Origin of the sequence: Streptococcus oralis, from assembly GCF_026782235.1 — a bacterium.
Taxonomy (GTDB): domain Bacteria; phylum Bacillota; class Bacilli; order Lactobacillales; family Streptococcaceae; genus Streptococcus; species Streptococcus oralis_CC.
In genome coordinates, this window is the sequence record NZ_JAKUWE010000002.1 from 1 (window position 1) to 20083 (window position 20083).

The 20083-nt window shown below is 35.4% G+C and carries 19 protein-coding genes, 2 tRNA genes and 1 pseudogene; 5 read left to right on the forward strand and 17 right to left on the reverse strand.

Features of this window, described 5'->3' with window-relative positions; genetic code table 11:
* Positions 1–134 precede the first annotated feature (134 nt).
* From MK396_RS00450 to MK396_RS00530, 17 genes and pseudogenes are all read right to left on the reverse strand, one after another.
* Positions 135–206, reverse strand: a tRNA-Glu gene (locus tag MK396_RS00450).
* A gap of 66 nt (positions 207–272) precedes the next feature.
* Positions 273–524: pseudogene (locus tag MK396_RS00455) on the reverse strand (23S rRNA (uracil-5-)-methyltransferase RumA); the annotation flags it as partial.
* Between the two features lie 39 nt (positions 525–563).
* Positions 564–2522, reverse strand: a complete 1959-nt coding sequence (gene ftsH / locus MK396_RS00460) for an ATP-dependent zinc metalloprotease FtsH (protein WP_268723338.1) — start codon at positions 2520–2522, stop codon at positions 564–566.
* A 15-nt stretch (positions 2523–2537) separates the two neighbouring features.
* Positions 2538–3080, reverse strand: coding sequence for a hypoxanthine phosphoribosyltransferase (gene hpt / locus MK396_RS00465; protein ID WP_125840516.1), 543 nt, complete (start codon positions 3078–3080; stop codon positions 2538–2540).
* 4 nt (positions 3081–3084) lie between these two features.
* Entirely contained in the window at positions 3085–4362 is a 1278-nt protein-coding gene (gene tilS, locus MK396_RS00470; protein ID WP_268723339.1) for a tRNA lysidine(34) synthetase TilS, read from the reverse strand.
* Positions 4359–5627: a serine hydrolase gene (locus tag MK396_RS00475; RefSeq protein ID WP_268723340.1), complete on the reverse strand. Its 1269-nt coding sequence runs from the start codon at positions 5625–5627 to the stop codon at positions 4359–4361. The genes tilS and MK396_RS00475 overlap by 4 nt, the downstream gene beginning before the upstream one ends.
* A complete protein-coding gene (locus MK396_RS00480) occupies positions 5620–5742 on the reverse strand; it encodes an SP_0009 family protein (protein ID WP_000429343.1) in 123 nt (40 codons plus the stop codon). The genes MK396_RS00475 and MK396_RS00480 overlap by 8 nt, the downstream gene beginning before the upstream one ends.
* A gap of 4 nt (positions 5743–5746) precedes the next feature.
* Positions 5747–6115 carry a septum formation initiator family protein gene (locus tag MK396_RS00485; protein WP_000041922.1) on the reverse strand — a complete coding sequence of 123 codons (369 nt, stop codon included), beginning with the start codon at positions 6113–6115 and terminating at the stop codon, positions 5747–5749.
* Positions 6108–6374 (reverse strand): RNA-binding S4 domain-containing protein, encoded by a 267-nt coding sequence (locus MK396_RS00490; RefSeq protein WP_001234975.1) that lies wholly within the window; start codon positions 6372–6374, stop codon positions 6108–6110. Before MK396_RS00490 ends, MK396_RS00485 begins: the two co-directional genes overlap by 8 nt.
* A 57-nt stretch (positions 6375–6431) precedes the next feature.
* Positions 6432–9935, reverse strand: coding sequence for a transcription-repair coupling factor (mfd, locus tag MK396_RS00495; protein WP_268723341.1), 3504 nt, complete (start codon positions 9933–9935; stop codon positions 6432–6434).
* The gene (gene pth, locus MK396_RS00500; protein ID WP_268723342.1) at positions 9936–10505 is read right to left on the reverse strand and encodes an aminoacyl-tRNA hydrolase; all 570 of its coding nucleotides are present in this window, start codon (positions 10503–10505) and stop codon (positions 9936–9938) included.
* 72 nt (positions 10506–10577) lie between these two features.
* Complete coding sequence (gene ychF / locus MK396_RS00505; protein ID WP_084931885.1) at positions 10578–11693, reverse strand: redox-regulated ATPase YchF; 1116 nt, start codon at positions 11691–11693, stop codon at positions 10578–10580.
* Between the two features lie 84 nt (positions 11694–11777).
* Entirely contained in the window at positions 11778–11972 is a 195-nt protein-coding gene (locus MK396_RS00510) for a DUF951 domain-containing protein (protein WP_000285188.1), read from the reverse strand.
* Between the two features lie 64 nt (positions 11973–12036).
* A complete protein-coding gene (gene dnaN, locus MK396_RS00515; RefSeq protein WP_268723343.1) occupies positions 12037–13173 on the reverse strand; it encodes a DNA polymerase III subunit beta in 1137 nt (378 codons plus the stop codon).
* A 149-nt stretch (positions 13174–13322) separates the two neighbouring features.
* Positions 13323–14684 carry a chromosomal replication initiator protein DnaA gene (gene dnaA / locus MK396_RS00520; RefSeq protein WP_268723344.1) on the reverse strand — a complete coding sequence of 454 codons (1362 nt, stop codon included), beginning with the start codon at positions 14682–14684 and terminating at the stop codon, positions 13323–13325.
* A gap of 216 nt (positions 14685–14900) precedes the next feature.
* A complete protein-coding gene (locus MK396_RS00525) occupies positions 14901–15659 on the reverse strand; it encodes a ParB/RepB/Spo0J family partition protein (protein WP_268723345.1) in 759 nt (252 codons plus the stop codon).
* Between the two features lie 57 nt (positions 15660–15716).
* The gene (locus MK396_RS00530; protein WP_000681811.1) at positions 15717–16907 is read right to left on the reverse strand and encodes a S1C family serine protease; all 1191 of its coding nucleotides are present in this window, start codon (positions 16905–16907) and stop codon (positions 15717–15719) included.
* 177 nt (positions 16908–17084) lie between these two features.
* On the opposite strand from MK396_RS00530, the gene rlmH reads away from it, so the two are divergent.
* The 5 genes from rlmH (at position 17085) to comE (ending at position 20050) form a co-directional block, all read left to right on the forward strand.
* Positions 17085–17564 carry a 23S rRNA (pseudouridine(1915)-N(3))-methyltransferase RlmH gene (gene rlmH, locus MK396_RS00535; RefSeq protein ID WP_268723346.1) on the forward strand — a complete coding sequence of 160 codons (480 nt, stop codon included), beginning with the start codon at positions 17085–17087 and terminating at the stop codon, positions 17562–17564.
* A gap of 43 nt (positions 17565–17607) precedes the next feature.
* A tRNA-Arg gene (locus tag MK396_RS00540) sits at positions 17608–17681 on the forward strand.
* Positions 17682–17846: 165 nt separating this feature from the next.
* Complete coding sequence (gene comC / locus MK396_RS00545; protein WP_061419362.1) at positions 17847–17969, forward strand: competence-stimulating peptide ComC; 123 nt, start codon at positions 17847–17849, stop codon at positions 17967–17969.
* 12 nt (positions 17970–17981) lie between these two features.
* Positions 17982–19301 (forward strand): competence system sensor histidine kinase ComD, encoded by a 1320-nt coding sequence (gene comD / locus MK396_RS00550; protein ID WP_268723347.1) that lies wholly within the window; start codon positions 17982–17984, stop codon positions 19299–19301.
* A complete protein-coding gene (comE, locus tag MK396_RS00555; RefSeq protein ID WP_000866079.1) occupies positions 19298–20050 on the forward strand; it encodes a competence system response regulator transcription factor ComE in 753 nt (250 codons plus the stop codon). Before comD ends, comE begins: the two co-directional genes overlap by 4 nt.
* The last annotated feature ends 33 nt before the right edge of the window (positions 20051–20083 follow it).

Sequence of the window (20083 nt, forward strand, 5' to 3'; positions counted from 1 at the left end):
GTCTTGTTCAGTTTTCAAAGGTCTTTGTCGCTCAACCTCTCTCAAGCGACAACTATATTAGTATATCACAGCTGCTAACCTATGTCAACACTTTTTTAAACTTTTTTCCAAGTTTTTTTAACCGCAATACACCATAGTCCGTACGGGATTCGAACCCGTGTTACCGCCGTGAAAAGGCGGTGTCTTAACCCCTTGACCAACGGACCTGAGTTTTTCAACTCTTTCTATTATACCTACTTTTCCTACTTTGTCAAGATCTTTTTTCAGTGAAGTTAATTTTTTCTTTTCTTCACTAACTTAACTACTGCTTCTGTCCGTGCAGTGTGGGGAAACATATCGACCGACTGGATATACTGGAGATCATAGACTTTTACTAGTTTAACTAAATCTCGTGCCAAGGTCGAAACATTGCAGGATACATAGACCATTTTTTCTGGGACATAGGTCAAAATAGTATCCAACAGCTTATCATCTAAGCCTGTACGAGGAGGGTCGACTATCAAGGCTTCTGCTCGGTAGCCATCACATTAGAACATAAAAAGAGAGGTCGAACCTCTCTAAATTTATTTTTCTTCACTCATTTTTGATTTTACTTCATCATAAGATAGTGCATGAGATTCCTCTTCCACTGTCTCAGGCATTTTTCCTGTCTCGTAAAGAGATTTAATCTGTGTACTATCCAATGTTTCGTATTTCAACAATGCTTCTGCAATCAACTTGTGGGTTTCACGATTTGATTGAATAATTTCAGCTGCTTTATTTCGTGCCTCATTTAATAATAAACGTACTTCTTCATCAATCTCATAGGCTGTTTGTTCTGAAATTGATTTTTGAGGACTTTGTGCACCAAACATAGCATGATTTCCTTCGTATTGAACTGGTCCTAGTTTTTCACTCATACCATATTCAGTGACCATTGCACGCGCCATCTGAGTAGCTTGTTCAAAGTCATTTGAGGCCCCTGTAGTTTGAACATTAAAGATAATTTCTTCAGCTACACGTCCACCCATTAAGCCAGCCAATTGCTCTTTCATATCTTCTTTAGACAGGAGCATTTGATCTTCTTTAGGAAGTGCAATCATGTATCCGCCTGCACGTCCACGTGGTACAATGGTAACTTTATGAACAACACGGGCATTTGACAAGACTAAACCAACAATGGTATGCCCAGCCTCATGATAAGCAACCAATTCACGTTCTCTTTGTGATACTGTTTTATCCTTCTTAGATGGTCCAGCAATCACTCTATCCTCTGCCTCATCAATATCTGAAGCATCAATAATTGATTTGTTGCGACGGGCTGCAACCAAGGCTGCCTCGTTTAGAACATTTTCTAAGTCAGCTCCCACAAAGCCTGGGGTTTGTTGGGCAACTAGTTTCAAATCAACATCGTCTGCCAGAGGTTTATTTTTAGCGTGAACTTTCAAGATTGCTTCACGACCTTTAACATCAGGGCGACCAACCAAGACTTTTCTATCGAAACGTCCTGGGCGGAGAAGAGCTGGATCTAGAACATCTGAACGGTTAGTTGCAGCGATAACGATGATTCCTTCATTTCCCTCAAAACCATCCATCTCAATCAGGAGTTGGTTCAAAGTTTGCTCACGTTCATCATTTCCTCCACCGAGGCCGACACCACGTTGGCGACCAACAGCATCAATTTCATCAATAAAGATGATAGCTGGCGCTGCTTTTTTTGCATCCTCAAAAAGAGAACGAACACGACTTGCACCAACTCCGACAAACATTTCTACAAAGTCAGATCCTGAGATACTAAAGAACGGAACCCCTGCTTCTCCAGCAACTGCCTTAGCAAGTAAGGTCTTACCTGTTCCCGGAGGTCCTTCCAAAAGAACACCCGCAGGAATACGCGCACCAAGTTTTGTAAATCGTTTTGGGTCTTTTAGGAATTCAACAACTTCGACTAATTCTTGTTTTTCTTCCTCAGCACCTGCAACATCTGAGAAACGTACCTTGATATCTTCTTTATTAGCAGCTTTAGCCTTGCTACGTCCAAAACTCATTGGATTTCTACTATTGTTTCCTCCCATATTTCCCATCATAGAGAATAGGAAGAAGAAAAGAATAGCAAATGGAACAACAGACACAAGGATATTGATCCACATACCACTTGAACTCTCATGTTTGACTGTAACCTCAGCCTGATGTTCAGAAGCAAGTTTTTGCAATTCTGAAACTGTTGAATCAGACGGAAGAATAGTACTTGAGAATCTTTCTACTGTTGTAGCCGTAGGAGTAAAAAATTGAATTCCTGTTTTCTCTTTACTAGTCTTAGGATTTTTATAAACACCAGACACTTCAATGATGCTACCATTTGGCTGATAGGTTAATTCTTTTACATTGTCTGCTGTAATTTCTTTTACCAATTCTGTATAGTTAATTTTTTCGCTTCGTCCAGCAGTATTTCCAGAGTAAAAATACTGGAATCCTGTCACTAGGAAGAAGATAATTAACAAGTAGAGAAATGGATTTCTAACTAAACCATTATTTTGTTTTTTCATTAAAGATAGATCTTTCTAATTTGAATAAACTTCTTCTTTCAATACTCCGACATAAGGAAGGTTACGATAATTTTCTTTATAATCCAGACCATAACCTACTACAAACTCATTTGGAATAGTAAAACAAGTATAATCCGCTTCAATTTCAACAACACGTCCATCTGGTTTATCCAACAAAGTCGCGATTTTAACAGAAGCTGCTTCTCTTTCAATAAACATATCTCGCAAATTCTTCAAAGTTTGACCTGTATCGATGATATCCTCTACAAATAAAACATGTCTTCCTTTGATATCTTGAGTCACGTCTTGCTTGATATTGATCACACCACTACTTGCTGTTCCACCATGGTAGCTAGATACCATCATGAAGTCCATCTCAATATGCGTATCAATATGTTTGACCAATTCAGCCATAAAAGGAATCGATCCTTTCAAAATTCCAATAAGAATTGGATTTTTCCCCTCATACTCTTTTGTTAGTTGTTCACCTAGCTTTTTAGCTGCTTCTGTAATTTCATCATGTGAAACGAGGATTTTTTTAATATCGTGTTCTAACATCTTTTTACCTATCTATTTTTTCTATATAAAGTACAGTGTTCATTATATCATTTTTCGTGTTTTTACTCAAATTACTGGTCGCAATTCCTAAAATTGAGACAATTTCTCCAAATTGCTCAATAATAGGGGTTGTTTTTCGTTTTTCAATGGGGATTTTCAAATCTATAAATAAACGTCTCAATTTCTTTCGATGACCATTCAGGATAATAACATCGCCAGGTTTTCGACATCTAATATATACAGATGTTTCCCGTGAAACCGTTACTTTTTGAACAAAATCCCCTTCAATAGGAATGCCAAAGGAAAATAAATAGCCCATATATCGAACTTGATTTTGATAGTGTAACACAAGTTCATCTTCCTTTTCATCGGCCTGAGGACTGATTTTACAAATTTGAAACTGTTGATACTCTTTTATCAATTCGTAGCCATTTTTAAGAGAATGACGATACTGACTTTTAGTTGCTAAAATCTGTCGAACTTCGGCAAACTGAGCCTTTGTCAGATTTAAGTCTGGAAATTGATTAAGATAGTTCTGGAGCAAGATTCCTTGAGTTTGTTGGGAGTATGAAAATAACTCATTCAAATCTTCAACATCAATTTGTTTCGAAAGCTCCGTTATTGCTGCTTGGTAATCGGAAATCTCCCTTCCAAAATCTAAAAGGGCGGATTTAAGACGAGGATTTTCTTTTTCAAGTTCTGGTATATACCTATTCCGAATGCGATTGCGAAAATAGGTATTTTCCTGATTTGTTTGATCTTCGAAATGAAAAATTGGTGGAAAATCCTTTTTATGAAAAGGCAACAAGGGACGAATGATTTCAATTTCATCAACTACTTGACTTTCTTTTATTCCTGTTAAATGACGTAGCCGACTACCTCGAATCAAGCGCATCAAAATCGTTTCAACTTGATCATCTGCATGGTGGGCAGTAACCAAGGCAGTCGCTCCAACCTCTTTCATGATTTTCCTAAAAAAATCATAACGAAACTCTCGAGCACGCGCTTCTGAAAAGTCTCCTGAAAAGCTTGTGATATAAATAGGAAGTTCAGCTGCATCAGCTAACTTCCTTAGTTCATTTTCCTCCCAGTCAGACTCACTTCTCTGCTTGTGATTGACATGTGCTACAATCAACTCAATTCCCAACTCATTTTGATAAGTAGACAATAGATGGTATAAAAACATCGAATCCAGTCCACCAGACAGAGCTAATAAGACTTTCGAATGTTTTTTGAAATACTCTTTTCGGAGAAAATGATTTAAAAAATCCTGGTCCCTCATTTTAGAACCTCATAGACATCCTTAGCTATCTTAGCAATAGTATCATAATCAGAATTTTTGGTGAAAATGGAAAGAACAAAAGGAGAATCCGTATAAACAATGGCAGTGTCATGTTTAAACTCATCGGCATCTCCAATTTTATGAGCTACCTTAACCGAAACACCTTTTGCGATTCGTTGGTTGTCAAAATCGGTCTTACCTAGAGACTCTAGGACAAAACCATTCTGATTATAAATAGCTTCCATGACCTTTCCAGCCATTTTTGAAGAAGTCAGTTTATCATTCACATCCCAATCTTCACCCATAATAGTGGACATTTTTTCTTTGAAAGCCCCATCAGATTGATTGGTCACATAATAACCTAAAATATTATGAGCAACATTGTCTGACTCTTTTGTTACCTTGGTAATTAACTGTTGAAGACTGTATTCTTTGTTATCTTCTTTTTTAGGCAAGCTACCACTACCCTCTGGTTTATAGGACCCAGGGAAACTATTTACTTCTGGGATATACTTGAAGCTACTGTCTAGCGTATATTCCCCTTGATTTATCTTATCTTGAGCGTAATAAAGGTAGGCTAGTTTCAAGATGCTAGCTGCATAAAGTTTGCTGTCTTCATTCACCCCAGCCTCTTTACCTGTACTCAGTTGTTTAACATAAATAGAATAATTTTCATTCTGATAGTTGTTTGATAAAACTTCTTGAACCTTCTGGATGCGATTGTCTTCTTCCGAGACGAACTCTTTTGATACCCACCCAACTTGATCAATATGAAGAAATTCTTGTCCCTCAGCAAAGAGAGCTCTATCCACTGTTACGCGTTGATAGGGAGAGAAAGAGGAAGAAATTTCTTTCGCATCATAGGGGCTGTTATAGATAATAAACCCTGGCTCCAACCATACTTGCCTATTTTGAGTTTGAACTTGACTTTGATCATAGACCAAGCGCTTATCTGCAAGGATAAACTGGTGATTATCTAATTTAAAAACAGGAACACCTTGTCTATTCAAACGCCATTCTACGATTTTAAAGGGCATTCCAGGAGTCAATTTACCAGACTCCTTGACAAGATCCTCATTAGCATAGACGGATGTTTCTCCATAAACCATTGGAGATTCAAGAGTTTCTTTATAGTAGAATCCATAATCAGACTCGGTTAGATAATAAATTTCTTGTGAAGAGTAAGGAAGCTGTTTTTCTGTGCTAACTACTCTTGAGGTTATGATAAAAGCAGGTAGCAATAAAACTACTAAGAACTTACGCATTCTTCTCTTCCCTTTCTTCTTGTAATCGTAATAAATGGTTTTTAGCTGCCAATTCCTCTAATTTTTCATCTGATAAACTTAAAAATTGCTCAACAACTTCCAATAAATTTTCCATGACATTACCTCGGAAGCAAATCAGGAATTGTGTAAATTGCTTCTCGTTTCTTTGAGTAATAGTACTTGGCGCGTGCATACTTTGCTACATAGTCTTCATCTTTCAACTTTGCAGCAAAGGCGGATTCCTTATCCTTTTCATCACTAAGAGTTTGGTACTGCTCTTTCAACTCTGTTAATTGCTGACGTCGTTGCAGTAACTGATCATAGCTTTGGGCCAAGTTATAAGTTGGTAAAATAAACAACAAGATCATCAAAATAAGGACCCAACCCATAAAACGATTTCGTTTTTGTCTCTCCTTCATCAGGTAACGACGACGTTGATGTTCATTTTGAATAAAAGAATTATTCATCTGTACAATATTTTTAGACATTTTCTTCTACCCGTGTTTCACTGAGAATTTCATACATGCCTGCTGCATCTTCTTTTTTTGTACTATCTTTCATCTCTAGTACTTTAACAAGCAACAACTTATTTCCAAAGCGAATTTCAACTTGGTCATCAACTTTCAAATCCGTTGAACTTTTGGCCAAGATTCCGTTCACCTTGATTCTACCTTTATCTGCTACTTCTTTTGCGACTGTGCGGCGCTTAATAATTCGTGATACTTTTAAATACTTGTCTAATCTCATTTTTATTACCTCAAATTATTATTGTACCATTTTTATCCTTTTTATAGAAGAAAAATGTTAAATGGGATTTGCTTCCTTTGATTCTTTTATCTCTAATAAACTTTCTCCAAAAATCAGCAAACCTTCTAAAATTTCATAATCCTTCTTGTTTCGGACATCAAATACAACTTCCATTAATCCCTTATTCTCAGTTATGGCTGCTTTTAAGTTCGTTGCGGATAAGGCTTTAAAATAATCTTGAGCCAAGAATAGTCGTTGAGTGACTTTTTCAAATTGAACTGTAATCTTATTTTCTTTTCTTTCCACACGTTCTACAAATACCTTGTCAAAATATGACTTGACCAAACCAATCTCTAAAAGATAGGCCACTACGTCTGGGTATTCTCCAAAGCGGTCCATCAACTCTTCTTGTAGTTCTTCATAGTTGACACGATTGTCAATTTGACGAATTTTCTTGTAAATTTCAATCTTATGTCGTTGGTCAGAAATATAAGTATCAGGAAGATAAGCATCAATTTGTAAAATCAACTCAGTATTTCCTTTGATTCTTTTATTCCCATTACCGTTCCGTTTAGCAATAGCTTCCTCTAATAACTGTGAATACAATTCAAAACCAACAGAATCAATGAAACCAGACTGCGATTTTCCTAGGAGATTTCCTGCTCCACGAATCGAAAGATCTCGCATAGCAATCTTAAATCCTGAGCCTAATTCTGTAAATCCCTTAATCGCTTCTAATCTCTTTTCAGAGACTTCACTGATTGATTTTTCTGGACGATACATGAGATAGGCATAAGCAATACGATTACTACGACCGACTCTTCCTCTTAATTGATACAAGGTTGACAAACCCATATGGTCTGCATTTTCAATAAATAAGGTATTGGCATTTGGAATATCTACCCCTGTCTCAATAATAGTAGTCGTCACCAAAATATCATACTGACCTTCAATGAAATCAAGTAGAGTATTTTCCAACTGAATTTCACTCATTTGTCCATGAACATACCCAATCGAAGCCTCTGGAATCAACTCCTGTAATTCCGAAACCTTCTGGTCAATCGTGTCAACCTTATTGTAAAGATAGTAAATTTGACCTCCACGCTCCATTTCACGCAAGACAGCATCACGAATGACACTATCATTCTTCTCTAATACATAGGTTTGAACAGGATAGCGATTGGTTGGAGGAGTTTCAATAACAGACAAATCTCGGATTCCCAGCATAGACATGTGGAGAGTACGAGGGATTGGAGTTGCTGTCAAGGTTAGAACATCTACTTGTTTCTTCAGTTCTTTCAATGTTTCCTTGTGCTTGACACCAAATCGTTGCTCTTCATCAATAATCATCAAGCCCAAATCAGCAAACACAACATCTTTTGACAAAACACGATGCGTTCCAATCAAGATATCGACTTGACCATTCTTTAGTTTTTCAAGTGTCTCTGCCTGCTCTTTTTTACTTCTAAAACGACTCAACACATCAATATTAACAGCAAAATTTTGAAATCGTTCCTTAAAATTCGTATAGTGTTGTTGTGCTAAAACCGTCGTTGGAACTAGAACTACAACCTGTTTGTGATCATTGACTGCCTTAAAGGCTGCACGCATTGCAACTTCAGTCTTCCCAAAACCAACATCCCCAACTAAAAGTCGATCCATGGGGTGAGAATCCTGCATATCTCTCTTAATTTCCTCAATACTACGAAGTTGATCATCCGTTTCAACATAAGGGAAAGTTTCATCAAAAGCATGTTGATCATCATCATCAGCTGAGAAAGCAAAACCCTTCAACTGACTACGTTCAGAATAGAGTTTGATTAAATCGTCAGCTATATCCTCTACCTGGTTCTTAACTTTTTGCTTGGCCTTTTTAAAATGACCGTCATTTAATTTATTAAGTTTTGGCGCTTTCCCATCACTTGAAACGTATTTGGACAGTAACTGAATCTGCTCTACTGGGATGGAGATTTGGTCACCATTTTGATACTGTACACTGACATAATCACGGTGGATACCTTTGATTGCAATTGTTTCGATTCCTAGATATTGACCAATTCCATGGATATGGTGAACAACATAGTCCCCTTTTTCAAGTTCATTATAATCTTTTAATCGCTCTGCATTTGAAGCATGTTGTCTTCTAAACCGACGTTTTAATTTCTTTTGAAAAATCTCATGTTCAGTAATGAAGAGAATTTTTTCATCTACAAAATGAAAACCATGTCTTAGATTACCCTCAATCAAGTTTACAGATTCTTTACAAATACTTGACTTATCTTTGAAATCCAATTTAATCTGATATTCCTCTAAAACATCCTCCAATGTTTTACTTCCCATTGAATTGCTAGACTGCAAAACAATGGTGTAGTCCATTTTTTTGTATCGCTCAATTTCTTCTTTAAGAAAAGAAAACTGATTGAAAAACTCTTGCATGGGGTATTGATTAAATTGATAAATGTGATCAAACTTGAGATTTCCTAAGCCCTTTTGCAGATTGGAGAAAAAGGTAACTGGACTTTGTTTTTTATAGGTTTGCTCTGTATCTGCAAAATACTGCATCTCAGAAAATGATTTACCATTCTGTAAATCTTCTGTAAAGTATTGCGCTAATTCTCTTTCAAAGACTTCGTACTGATTCATCAATTTTTGATAGTCATCAAAGAATACTGGCGTATCTTTTTCAATATAATCAAATACAGTCCATGTTTTATCATAACATAAAGATAAAAATTTTCGACTATCTGAATGTACTTGTTTTTGATGAAAACTTGACAAAATTTCTTCTAGATAGGATTTCAAAATTGGCGATAGAGTCTTCGAAATTTGCTTTTCTAAAGCTGACTGACCTCGTTGATAATCCTTTTCTCTCAAAAGTATATCACTAGCTGGAAAGATAGTGAGTTCTGTCTGATTTTCTTTTGATAATTGTGTTTCGACTTCAAAAGTACGAATACCATCTACTTCATCACCAAAAAACTCAATTCGAAAAGGTTCTAACTGAGACATCTCAAAAATATCTAAAATATCTCCTCGAATACTAAACTCCCCTTGAGTCTGTACTTGAGTAACTTTTCGATAACCGATTTCCTTTAATTTGTGAAGAAGGTCATGTTGGTCATATTCTTCACCAACTGCAATTTTTATAATACTTTCTTTAAATCTAGTCGGAGAGGGTAGAATCAATCGACTCGCTGCGATATTACAAACTAAAACCCCTTTCTTAGATGGATCATTCAAAAAACGCAAGGCCTCAACCCGCGAAATGATTTTTTCTTGCGAAGACATCAAAAACTCTACCATAGGAGAGTCATCAACCAAAAATGGATAGACAAATTCCTCTCCTAAGATAGAAAGAAGATCACTGATAATTCGTTCTGCTTCTCCATAAGTTGATGTCAATAAAATAATCTTATCTTCTTTCTTCAAACTACTAGCGATTGCTAAAGCTTTTGTAGAAGTTGACAAATCTAAGATTAACTGTCTTTTTTTATCTGTTAAATTTTGATGCCATTTTTTTATCTGATCATTTTCTGAGAATAAATCTAATAAAGTCACCATTTAACCGTTATACCTCTGCATTGTTTTCTCAAAGTTTTTCTCTTGTAAATAGTATTTTACAGCATTGTCAACCTTGTCAACAGACTGTAAAATACCTACATAGTCATCCTGATCAAACTTACTTAAAACATGATGAACAACTGACATGCCTTTTTTAGGTCTTCCAATACCTATTTTAACACGGTTAAATACCTGAGTCCCTATATGTTGAATAATAGACTTGATACCATTATGACCACCTGCTGAGCCCTTTGCTCTTAAACGAATTTTCCCAACTTCCATGTCAAGGTCGTCGTAAATAACGAGTAAATCTTCAATATCCAAACCATAGTAAGTCAATAAAGCATGAACCGCTTTTCCACTTTCATTCATAAATGTTGTTGGTTTGACCAGATAAATTTTTTCTCCATTAAAGAAAAAAGAAGCTAGGTCAGCTTGAAATATCTTGTCATGTGTAAAGGTGACATTTTGTTTTTTGGCCAATTGGTCAATCAACATAAATCCAACGTTGTGCTTGGTTTCAAAATATTTATCCCCTGGATTTCCTAATCCAACAAGTAATTTAGTCATTTATTTTCCTTTCAAAAGCCAAAAGGGTTGGAATTTTTTTCCAACCTAATTGACACTATTTATTAAATGTTATTAAACGTTAAAGCGGAATTCCATGATATCGCCATCTTGAACGATATATTCTTTTCCTTCTTCACGCAAGCGCCCAGCTTCTCTTACAGCCTTTTCAGATCCGTATTTCACTAGATCCTCATATGACATGGTTACTGCACGAATAAAGCCTTTTTCAAAGTCTGAGTGGATAATACCAGCTGCTTGAGGAGCTTTCATCCCTCGCTTAAAGGTCCAAGCACGGACTTCTTTTTCACCAGCTGTAAAGTAAGTTCCGAGTCCTAGTAGATGGTAAGCAGCTCGAGTCAATTTATCAACACCTGATTCTGTCAAGCCAAGTGCTTCAAGAAACTCTTGCTTATCTTCATCGTCTAACTCAGAAATTTCTTCTTCAGCACGCGCAGAAATAACTACCACTTCAGCATTTTCTGTCGCTGCGAATTCACGAATTTGCTTCACATATTCGATAGAATCTGGATCTGAAACTACATCTTCATCCACATTAGCAACATAAAGAACTGGTTTAGTAGTCAAAAGGAAAAGACCTTTAACAACCTTTTGTTCCTCATCTGTGAATTCAATGGTACGAGCTGATTTTCCATCTTCAAGGACAGGTTTAATTTTTTGAAGAACGTTAAATTCTGCAACTGATTCCTTATCTTTTTGCGTACGTGCCATCTTTTCTACACGTGCATAGCGTTTATTGACTGATTCTAAGTCAGCAAGAATCAACTCCAAGTTAATGGTATCAATATCTGCAAGTGGATCCACAAAGGCGTCTTCACGTCCTTGCTCGCGCATCACATTTTCATCATCAAAAGCACGAACTACGTGAACAATCGCATCTACTTCACGAATATTGGCCAAGAATTTATTACCTAGACCTTCTCCTTTTGAAGCTCCTTTTACAATCCCTGCAATATCTGTAAACTCAAAGGTTGTTGGAACTGTCTTTTTAGGAGTAATCATTTCCGTTAGTTTTTGTAGGCGTTCATCTGGAACTTCCACCATCCCAACATTTGGATCAATAGTCGCAAATGGGTAGTTTGCCGCCTCTGCTCCTGCTTTTGTAATTGCATTAAAAAGGGTTGATTTACCAACGTTTGGCAAACCAACGATACCTGCTGTTAAAGCCATAGTTTCTCATTCTCCGTTCTCATTTCAATCCCTAACATTATAACACAAAAAGGGAAAACTTGCTAACCCTCTAACTAAGGGTTCTTAGTCAATAATCTTATTCATTTTTCGTTCAAAATCATAGCGACTCATCATAACAACGTGATCACAATTGCTACATTTGATTTTGATATCTGCCCCTACACGGGTAATTTCCCAACGATTGGCCTTTTTACCTGTTGATTTAATTGTACAAGCATGTGGTTTTTTCATCTCAACAAAATTTCCAACTTGATACATACTACTCTCCTTTTCTTTTTTGATTATATCATAAAAGAGGCGAGCCAGGCTCAACCTCTTTCACTTAGTTTGTACGAACTGGTGTGATAAGCTGCATAAAATCTTCGTCAGTATCTGCTGGCACAAGAGTAAATGGACGAACTGCTGAGATAAAGCTAATAGTAACCTTTTCGCTATTTAAAGCCTTGAGGGAATCAATCAAGTAAGTTGGGTTGAAACTAATAGTCAAATCATCACCAGTCACCTGCTCCGTATCGATTTCTTCGTTTACTTTACCAACTTCAGGAGAATGAACATGGGCGCTAACAACACCACCTTTAATTTCAAGCTTCACAGTACCATTTTGAGTTGCACTTGATAAGAGACGTGCGCGTTCCATTGATTGACGCAAATTAACAACATCAAAAGTAATTGTCGTGTTAAAGTCTGTTGGAATCAAGCGATCTGTATCAGGATAGTTTCCTTCTAGGAGACGAGTGTAGAAGCTAATATTTTCGCTTCTAAAGAGGATTTGATTATTGGCAAAGAAAATCTCCACTGTTTCAATATCATCCGTAAATACAGATGAAAATTCGCGTAGAGAGCGACTAGGAATCACCACATCAAAATCATCACCATTTTTTTCAAGAGTCAATTTTTTCTGGCTAAGGCGATGAGAATCTGTCGCAACTGTTTTTAGTTCTTTGTGTTGGCTCAATACGAAGTGGACACCTGTTAAGATTGGGCGACTTTCTTGCGTACTTGCAGCAAAAGCTGTCTCATTGATAATTTTCTTGAGTAGTTTTGTTTCAAGAACCAAAGGTGTGCTTGCTGAAATTTCTTGAATACGTGGGTACTGTTCGCTATCTTTTCCTTTTAGAGTAATTTCTGATTTGCCACTAGTTAAAACAATTTGTTTTTGTTCAATCTCTTTGAAATCAAGCGTTACGTCTGGAAGACTAGATACCACATTGATAAAGAAAGAAGCTTCAAGAAGAATCGAACCTAAAGAAGTAATCAAGAGACCAGCATCTTCATTCTTTTGAGAAATGAAATTTTCAATGGAGATTTGACCATTTGATCCAATTAAAGTAATTCCTTCATTGGTAACATCAATTTTAATTGTTGATAAAATTGGAATAGCATTTTTTGAGCTAATTGCTCGTTTTGTAGTATTTAAGGCTTGTAGAAATAAATTTTTATTGATTGAAAAATGAATCATGGATTCTCCTTTATTTATTTTTAGTATTAGAAAGTTAATAGTAATAATAGGGTGTGTGAATTCTGTGGAAAACTGGGTGCTATTTAGTAAATTCAAGCTTTTGAGCTTGTTTAAAAAATGTGGATAAAAAATAAAAAGTTATCCACAAGCTACTTAATTTTCTTTTTGATTGCTTCTACTTCTAAACGTAAATTATCGTCTTCGTCAATTAGTGATTTAATTTTGGCATGGGCATGAATAACGGTGGTGTGATCCTTTCCGCCAAATTCTTTTCCGATTTTTGGAAGACTATTATCTGTCAGTTCTCTAGCTAGATACATAGCAACTTGACGCGCTAAAACGATGTTTTGAACTCGTCTCGTCCCCTTCATTTCTTTGACGCTCACTCCATAAAAATTACCAACTTCAGTTTGGACTTTCTCAATTGGAATAACAAGTATCTGGCGTGCATCTTGCTTACGTGCTCTGATAGCTTCAGCAGCAATATCAATAGTGATATCCTTAATCTTCTTGACTCTGGCAATTAAAGTGATATCATTGATTGCTCCTTCCAGTTCTCGAACATTTGAATCAAATTGGCCAGCCAAGTATTCCAGAGTATCACTTTGGAAATGGTAATCCAAATGTTCTGTTTTACTTTGAAGAATGGCAATACGTGTCTCAAAGTCAGGAGGAGTGATATTTTGCGTCAATCCCCAGCTAAAGCGCGTGACAAGCCTCTCCTCAAGGCCTTCTAGATGTTTAGGACTTCGATCACTGGTTAGGACAATCTGTTTCTGCTTATCATGAAGAGCATTGAAGGTATTGAAAAATTCTTCCTGGGTCGCAACTTTTTTGCCACTGAGAGATTGGATATCATCAATCAATAAGAGATCGAGGCTACGGTAAGTTTTTTTGAACTTTTCCATTTCCCCAAGTCGCAAGTGTTCAAGAAAGTCATTGATAAAGCTTTCGGCAGGAATGTACTTGACACGCGCATCAGGAATATTTTTCAAAATCTCATTTCCAATCGCATTGAGCAAGTGAGTCTTTCCAAGACCAGGTCCTCCATAGATGAAAAGAGGATTGTAGGTTAGAGCTAAATCTTCCGATACAGCTAACGCAGCGGACACCGCCCAAACATTTCCATCACCTTGAATAAAGTTATCAAAGGTATATTTTTCTTTTAATCCCGTTTCAGAATAGGGAATCGTTGGTAGTGCAGGTGTATAATCGTAAGTAGAGACACTATTTGTATCATTTACTTGAGGAGATTCTGTACTCTGAGGTTTAGTGAAAATATAGTGAGGTTTGATTTCAGAATCATAAATTTCAAAACCAGCAGCAACAATAATATCTTTTAATTGCTTCTCCCACACCATTTCCATCTCTGATCTCGGTAGAAATATAGTAGCTGTGTTTTCTTCTACTTTGATGAGTTCAGCAGGTGTAGCATAGAAATCATACATAGATCGAGTCAATCTTTCTTGAGCAAATTCTAAAATACGATTCCAAAATTGCTTTTCTTTCAACTAATTTTCCTCCTTTACTATGATTTTAGTAGTTTAGTGCTAGACTTATTTTACCATAGATAGTAGGATTTTTCCACAGATTGGGGAAAAGAATCCACAATGTTAGTAGTATTTATCCACAGGTTGGGGATAAATAGGAAAATCCTTGATTTAATAGGGTTTTTGATAAGAAAATTGGTGGATAAATTTGTGGGTTGAGAAAATAAAAGAACAGCCTTATTTCAGGCTGTTAATAATTCTATCGTATTCTTCTTGACTTGAAAAGGAGATAATAATCTTTCCAGTATCTTTTTTTGAAAGTTTAATTTCTACACTTAAACCGAGTAGTTTTTTTAATTTATCTTCTTCGTCTTTGATGAAAGAATCACTTTTTTTTTGCTTCTTTTGTTTTTTCTCTGTAAGAAGTGCTTCTAACTTTCTCACAGAAATATCTTCATTTTTGATTAGTTGGAAGAAATAGTCTTGCTGCTCTTTGTATAAACCAATTAGAGAACGTGCATGCGCTTGAGAAATTTTTCCATTTTCTACTTCTGTTAAGATATATTCTGGTAGGGAAAGTAAACGAATAAAATTAGTGATATAAGGACGAGATTTCCCCATTTTATCCGCTATCTCAGTGTGAGTAAATCCTTTTTCTACTAAAGATTCGTAGGCGCGTGCCTCTTCAACAGGATTTAAATTTTCTCTCTGCAGATTCTCAATGATAGATTGAATCATCATTTCCTGATCTGAGAGGTGCTTTACAACGGCTGGGATAGAGGTCAGACCAGCCAAGAGAGAAGCCCGATATCGTCTCTCTCCTGCAAGGATTTCATAACCAATTACAGGAGATTGACGAACGATGATTGGTTGGATGAGCCCATTTTCTTTGATTGACTGAGCTAATTCTTTTAATTTTTCTACATCAAATTCTTTCCGAGGTTGGTAAGGATTTTTTTGTATTTCAGAGATAGAAATCATTTCAAATTTTTCCATGATTCTACACTAACATATCTTTTACTTTCTGTAAAGTTTTCTTTACACTGATGTCAATTAATGTTCCAAATCACCAGAATTCTTATCTAGTTTTATAGAGGTTGTTTCCTCCTTACCATTACGGTAATAGGTTATTTTTATAGTGTCTCCAATAGCATGGTTGTAAAGAGCATGTTGTAAGTCTGTTGATGAAGTAATCTCTTTGTCGTCAACTTTAGTAATGACATCGTATTTTTGAAGATGTCCATTTGCAGGCATATTACTTTGAACAGATCGAACAACTACACCTGAAGTGAGGCCACTTGGAATGTTTAGTTTTCTAAGATCATTAGCTCCAACGTTAGACAGATTGACCATTTGGATTCCAAGAGCAGGACGAGTCACTTTACCATCACTTTCAAGCTGTTTAATAATATTTTGTACATCGTTTGAAGGAATTGCAAAACCAAGACCTTCTACAGATGTTCCACCATTACTTGCAATCTTACTTGATGTAATACCAATTACTTGTCCTTGAATATTTACAAGCGGACCACCAGAGTTACCAGGGTTAATGGCCGTATCTGTTTGAATGGCTTTTGTTGAAATAGCTTGACCATCTTCAGATTTTAGAGAAACATTTCGATTAAGACTTGAGATGATTCCCTGTGTAACTGTATTAGCATATTCTGAACCTAAAGGACTACCAATAGCAATCGCTGTTTCTCCAACATTAAGTTGGCTTGAATCACCAAATTCTGCCACTGTTGTAACTTTTTCTGAAGAAATTTTTACGACAGCAATATCAGAGAAGGTATCCGATCCGATAATTTCACCAGGAACTTTTGTACCATCAGCTAAGCGGATATCAACTTTTGAAGCTCCGTTAATAACGTGAGTATTTGTTACAATATAAGCATCATTTTCGTTCTTTTTATAGATGACACCTGATCCTTCACTTGCAATCTGTTGATTATCCGTATCAGAATTTGATTCTTCGGTTCCAAATACACTACTTTGTTTATTAGCAGAGTAAGTGATGACTGATACAACAGCATCCTTAATTTTATTCACTGCTTGAGTAGTTGAGTTTTCATTCTTGTATGATGTTTGAGTTACAGTGCCAGAATTATTATTTGTAGCTTGATTTCCTTGTTTTTGATAAAGTTGCAATGTTACAAAACTTCCTAGTGCACCACTCAAAAATCCTATTAGAATAATTACAAGAAAAGTAACCCCTTTTTTGTAAAATTTTTGTAAGTGTTTCATAAACGCCTCCGTTTGCTATTGTTTGTCAAAATTATAAACCTATTAACTTAATCTAAGCTTAAAAGTTTTACACAAGTTGTGGATAACTTACCTTATTCTGTGAATTTAATAGTATTTTTGGATGATTTTCATGTGTATAAGATGTGAAATGAAGTGTGGATATGATAGAATAGAAGAATGAAAATAAAAATTGTAACAGTAGGAAAACTGAAAGAGAAATACTTAAAAGATGGTATTGCTGAATATACCAAACGAATTTCACGTTTCGCTAAATTAGAAATGATTGAGCTCGCTGACGAGAAAACACCTGACAAAGCCAGTGAATTAGAAAATCAAAAAATTTTGGAAACAGAAGGCGCAAGAATTCTTTCTAAGGTTGGAGAAAGAGACTTTGTCGTTGTACTAGCAATTGAAGGAAAAACATTCTCCTCAGAAGATTTTAGTAAGCAACTAGAGCGAGCTTCTATCAATGGCTACTCAACTCTTACTTTTATCATTGGAGGAAGTTTAGGTCTAGCTCCTGTTGTAAAAAATAGGGCCAATCTTTCTGTCAGTTTTGGACGTCTGACATTACCACATCAGTTAATGAGATTGGTTTTAGTTGAACAAATTTACCGTGCTTTTACAATTCAGAAGGGTTCTCCCTACCACAAATAGAAGATTGACTTAGCTCTTGTTTTTTGATAGAATGGTCATGTTAGGTCTCATAGCTCAGCTGGATAGAGCATTCGCCTTCTAAGCGAACGGTCGCAGGTTCGAATCCTGCTGGGATCAATGTTAGATGCGAAGCTGGGATGAATCCCAGCTTTTTTCTTAAAAAAGTGCGTTTCAGGTGCAAAAATGTACAGTTGGGAAAATTTTTTTCTTATATGGTCTTCATTTTGTATAATGGATTTGTAAGTTAACTTACAAGAAAAAAATAATACAGGAGATTTCATTATGAAAAATACAGAAAAATTGGAACAATTTAAAGAGGTAACAGAGGCAGAATTGCAAGAAATTCGAGGTGGAGAAATTAGAAAGGAAAATAATTTTTTATTTTATTTTTTTAAAAGAAAGTAAAGGGAGAAAAGAATGGATTTTTTCGCAATAATAAGCGTTATATTACATATTTTTATTACTAGTAAAAGTTATAATTTGATTTGTAATACAACTAGAAAAGAACAATACTTCTTTATTTTTTATACAGTAATAGTAGAATTTGTAGTTGAATTTTTCTTCTATTCTATATATTTAAGTGGACTAGGGATTGAAAAATTTTTATATCCATTCATTTTATACGCTTATTTTATATGGTTTAAAAAGTTTGATAAGTATAGGGGAGTATTCCTAAGTTTCCTGCTTTCTCTCTTATATCACAGTACTCATACTTTTATAGCTGTAACCCTATCTTCGATAACAGGTGATGAGCTTGCATTACACTATGAAAGTATATTCTTTCTAGTAGTATTGTTGTTGACTTATTTTGTTATTTTAAAAACAATTCGTTATTTTCATTTGGAAATAAAATATTTTGATAAAGATTATCTGTACCCTTTTTTAAAAAAAGTAATAGTTGCTTTCTTTGGTTTGCATATCTTATTGTTTATTTCAGATATAGTAAGTACAACTCATCATTTAAATAGCTTCGGAAGTATTTTATCAACCATTGTTTTTATCTGTCTGCTATTAGTTTTCTTTGCAATGAATTCTTATAAGGTTCAAATTGAAAAAGAGATTGCCCTAAAGCAGAAGAAATTTGAACAAAAGTATTTACAGACTTATACAGATGAGATTGTGGGTTTGTATAATGAGATTCGAGGTTTTCGTCATGACTATGCAGGTATGCTTGTCAGCATGCAAATGGCGATTGACAACGGAGATTTACAAGAAATTGACAGGGTTTACAACGAGGTCTTAGTAAAAGCAAATCAGAAATTGAGGTCAGACAAATATACTTACTTTGACTTAAACAACATAGAAGATTCGGCTTTACGAAGTTTAATTGCTCAATCGATTGTATATGCACAAAATAATGATGTAGAGTTTACATTGGAAGTAAAAGATGTTATTACTAGATTGTCAATGGATTTACTTGATCTTGTTCGCATCATGAGCATTCTATTAAATAATGCTGTTGAAGGTGCCGCAGATAGTTACTTGAAACAAATGGAAGTTGCAGTCATTAAAATGGATTTTGAAACAGTTATAGTTATCCAGAATTCATGTAAAATTACTATGACGCCTTCAGAAGACTTATTTGCCTTAGGTTTCTCTACCAAGGGAAGAAACAGAGGTCTAGGACTTAATAATGTCAAAGAGATCTTAGATAAGTATGACAACATTATTTTAGAAACAGAAATGGAAGACAACACGTTTAGACAAATTATTAGATTTAAGAGAGAATTTGAATGAAAGTATTAATTTTAGAAGATGTTATTGAGCATCAAGTGAGACTAGAGAGAATATTAAATGAAATTTCGGAGGAATCGAATATTCCTATTTCATATAAGACAACAGGAAAAGTTCGTGAGTTTAAGGAATATATTGAAAATGATGAAGTAAACCAGCTTTATTTCCTAGATATCGATATTCATGGAATTGAGAAAAAGGGATTTGAAGTGGCTCAGTTTATTCGTCATCACAATCCTTATGCTATTATTGTCTTTATTACTAGTAGATCTGAATTTGCTACTTTAACTTATAAGTATCAGGTATCAGCTTTAGATTTTGTAGATAAGGACATCAATGATGAATTGTTCAAAAAACGCATCGAGCAGAGTATCTTCTATACCAAAAGCATGTTGCTTGAAAACGAAGATGTTGTAGACTATTTTGATTACAACTATAAGGGAAATGATTTGAAAATTCCTTACCATGATATTCTGTATATCGAAACAACAGGTGTTTCTCATAAATTGCGAATTATTGGTAAGAATTTTGCCAAAGAGTTTTATGGAACTATGACAGATATTCAGGAAAAGGACAAACATACTCAGCGATTTTATTGCTCCCATAAATCTTTCCTTGTCAATGTGGGAAATGTGAGAGAAATTGATCGAAAGAATTTAGAAGTTGTTTTTTATGAAGATCATCGTTGTCCCATTACCCGTTTGAAAGTTCGTAAACTAAAAGATATTCTAGAGAAAAAATCTAAAAAGTGATTGACAATCAGTAAGAAATTGATATAATGGTTA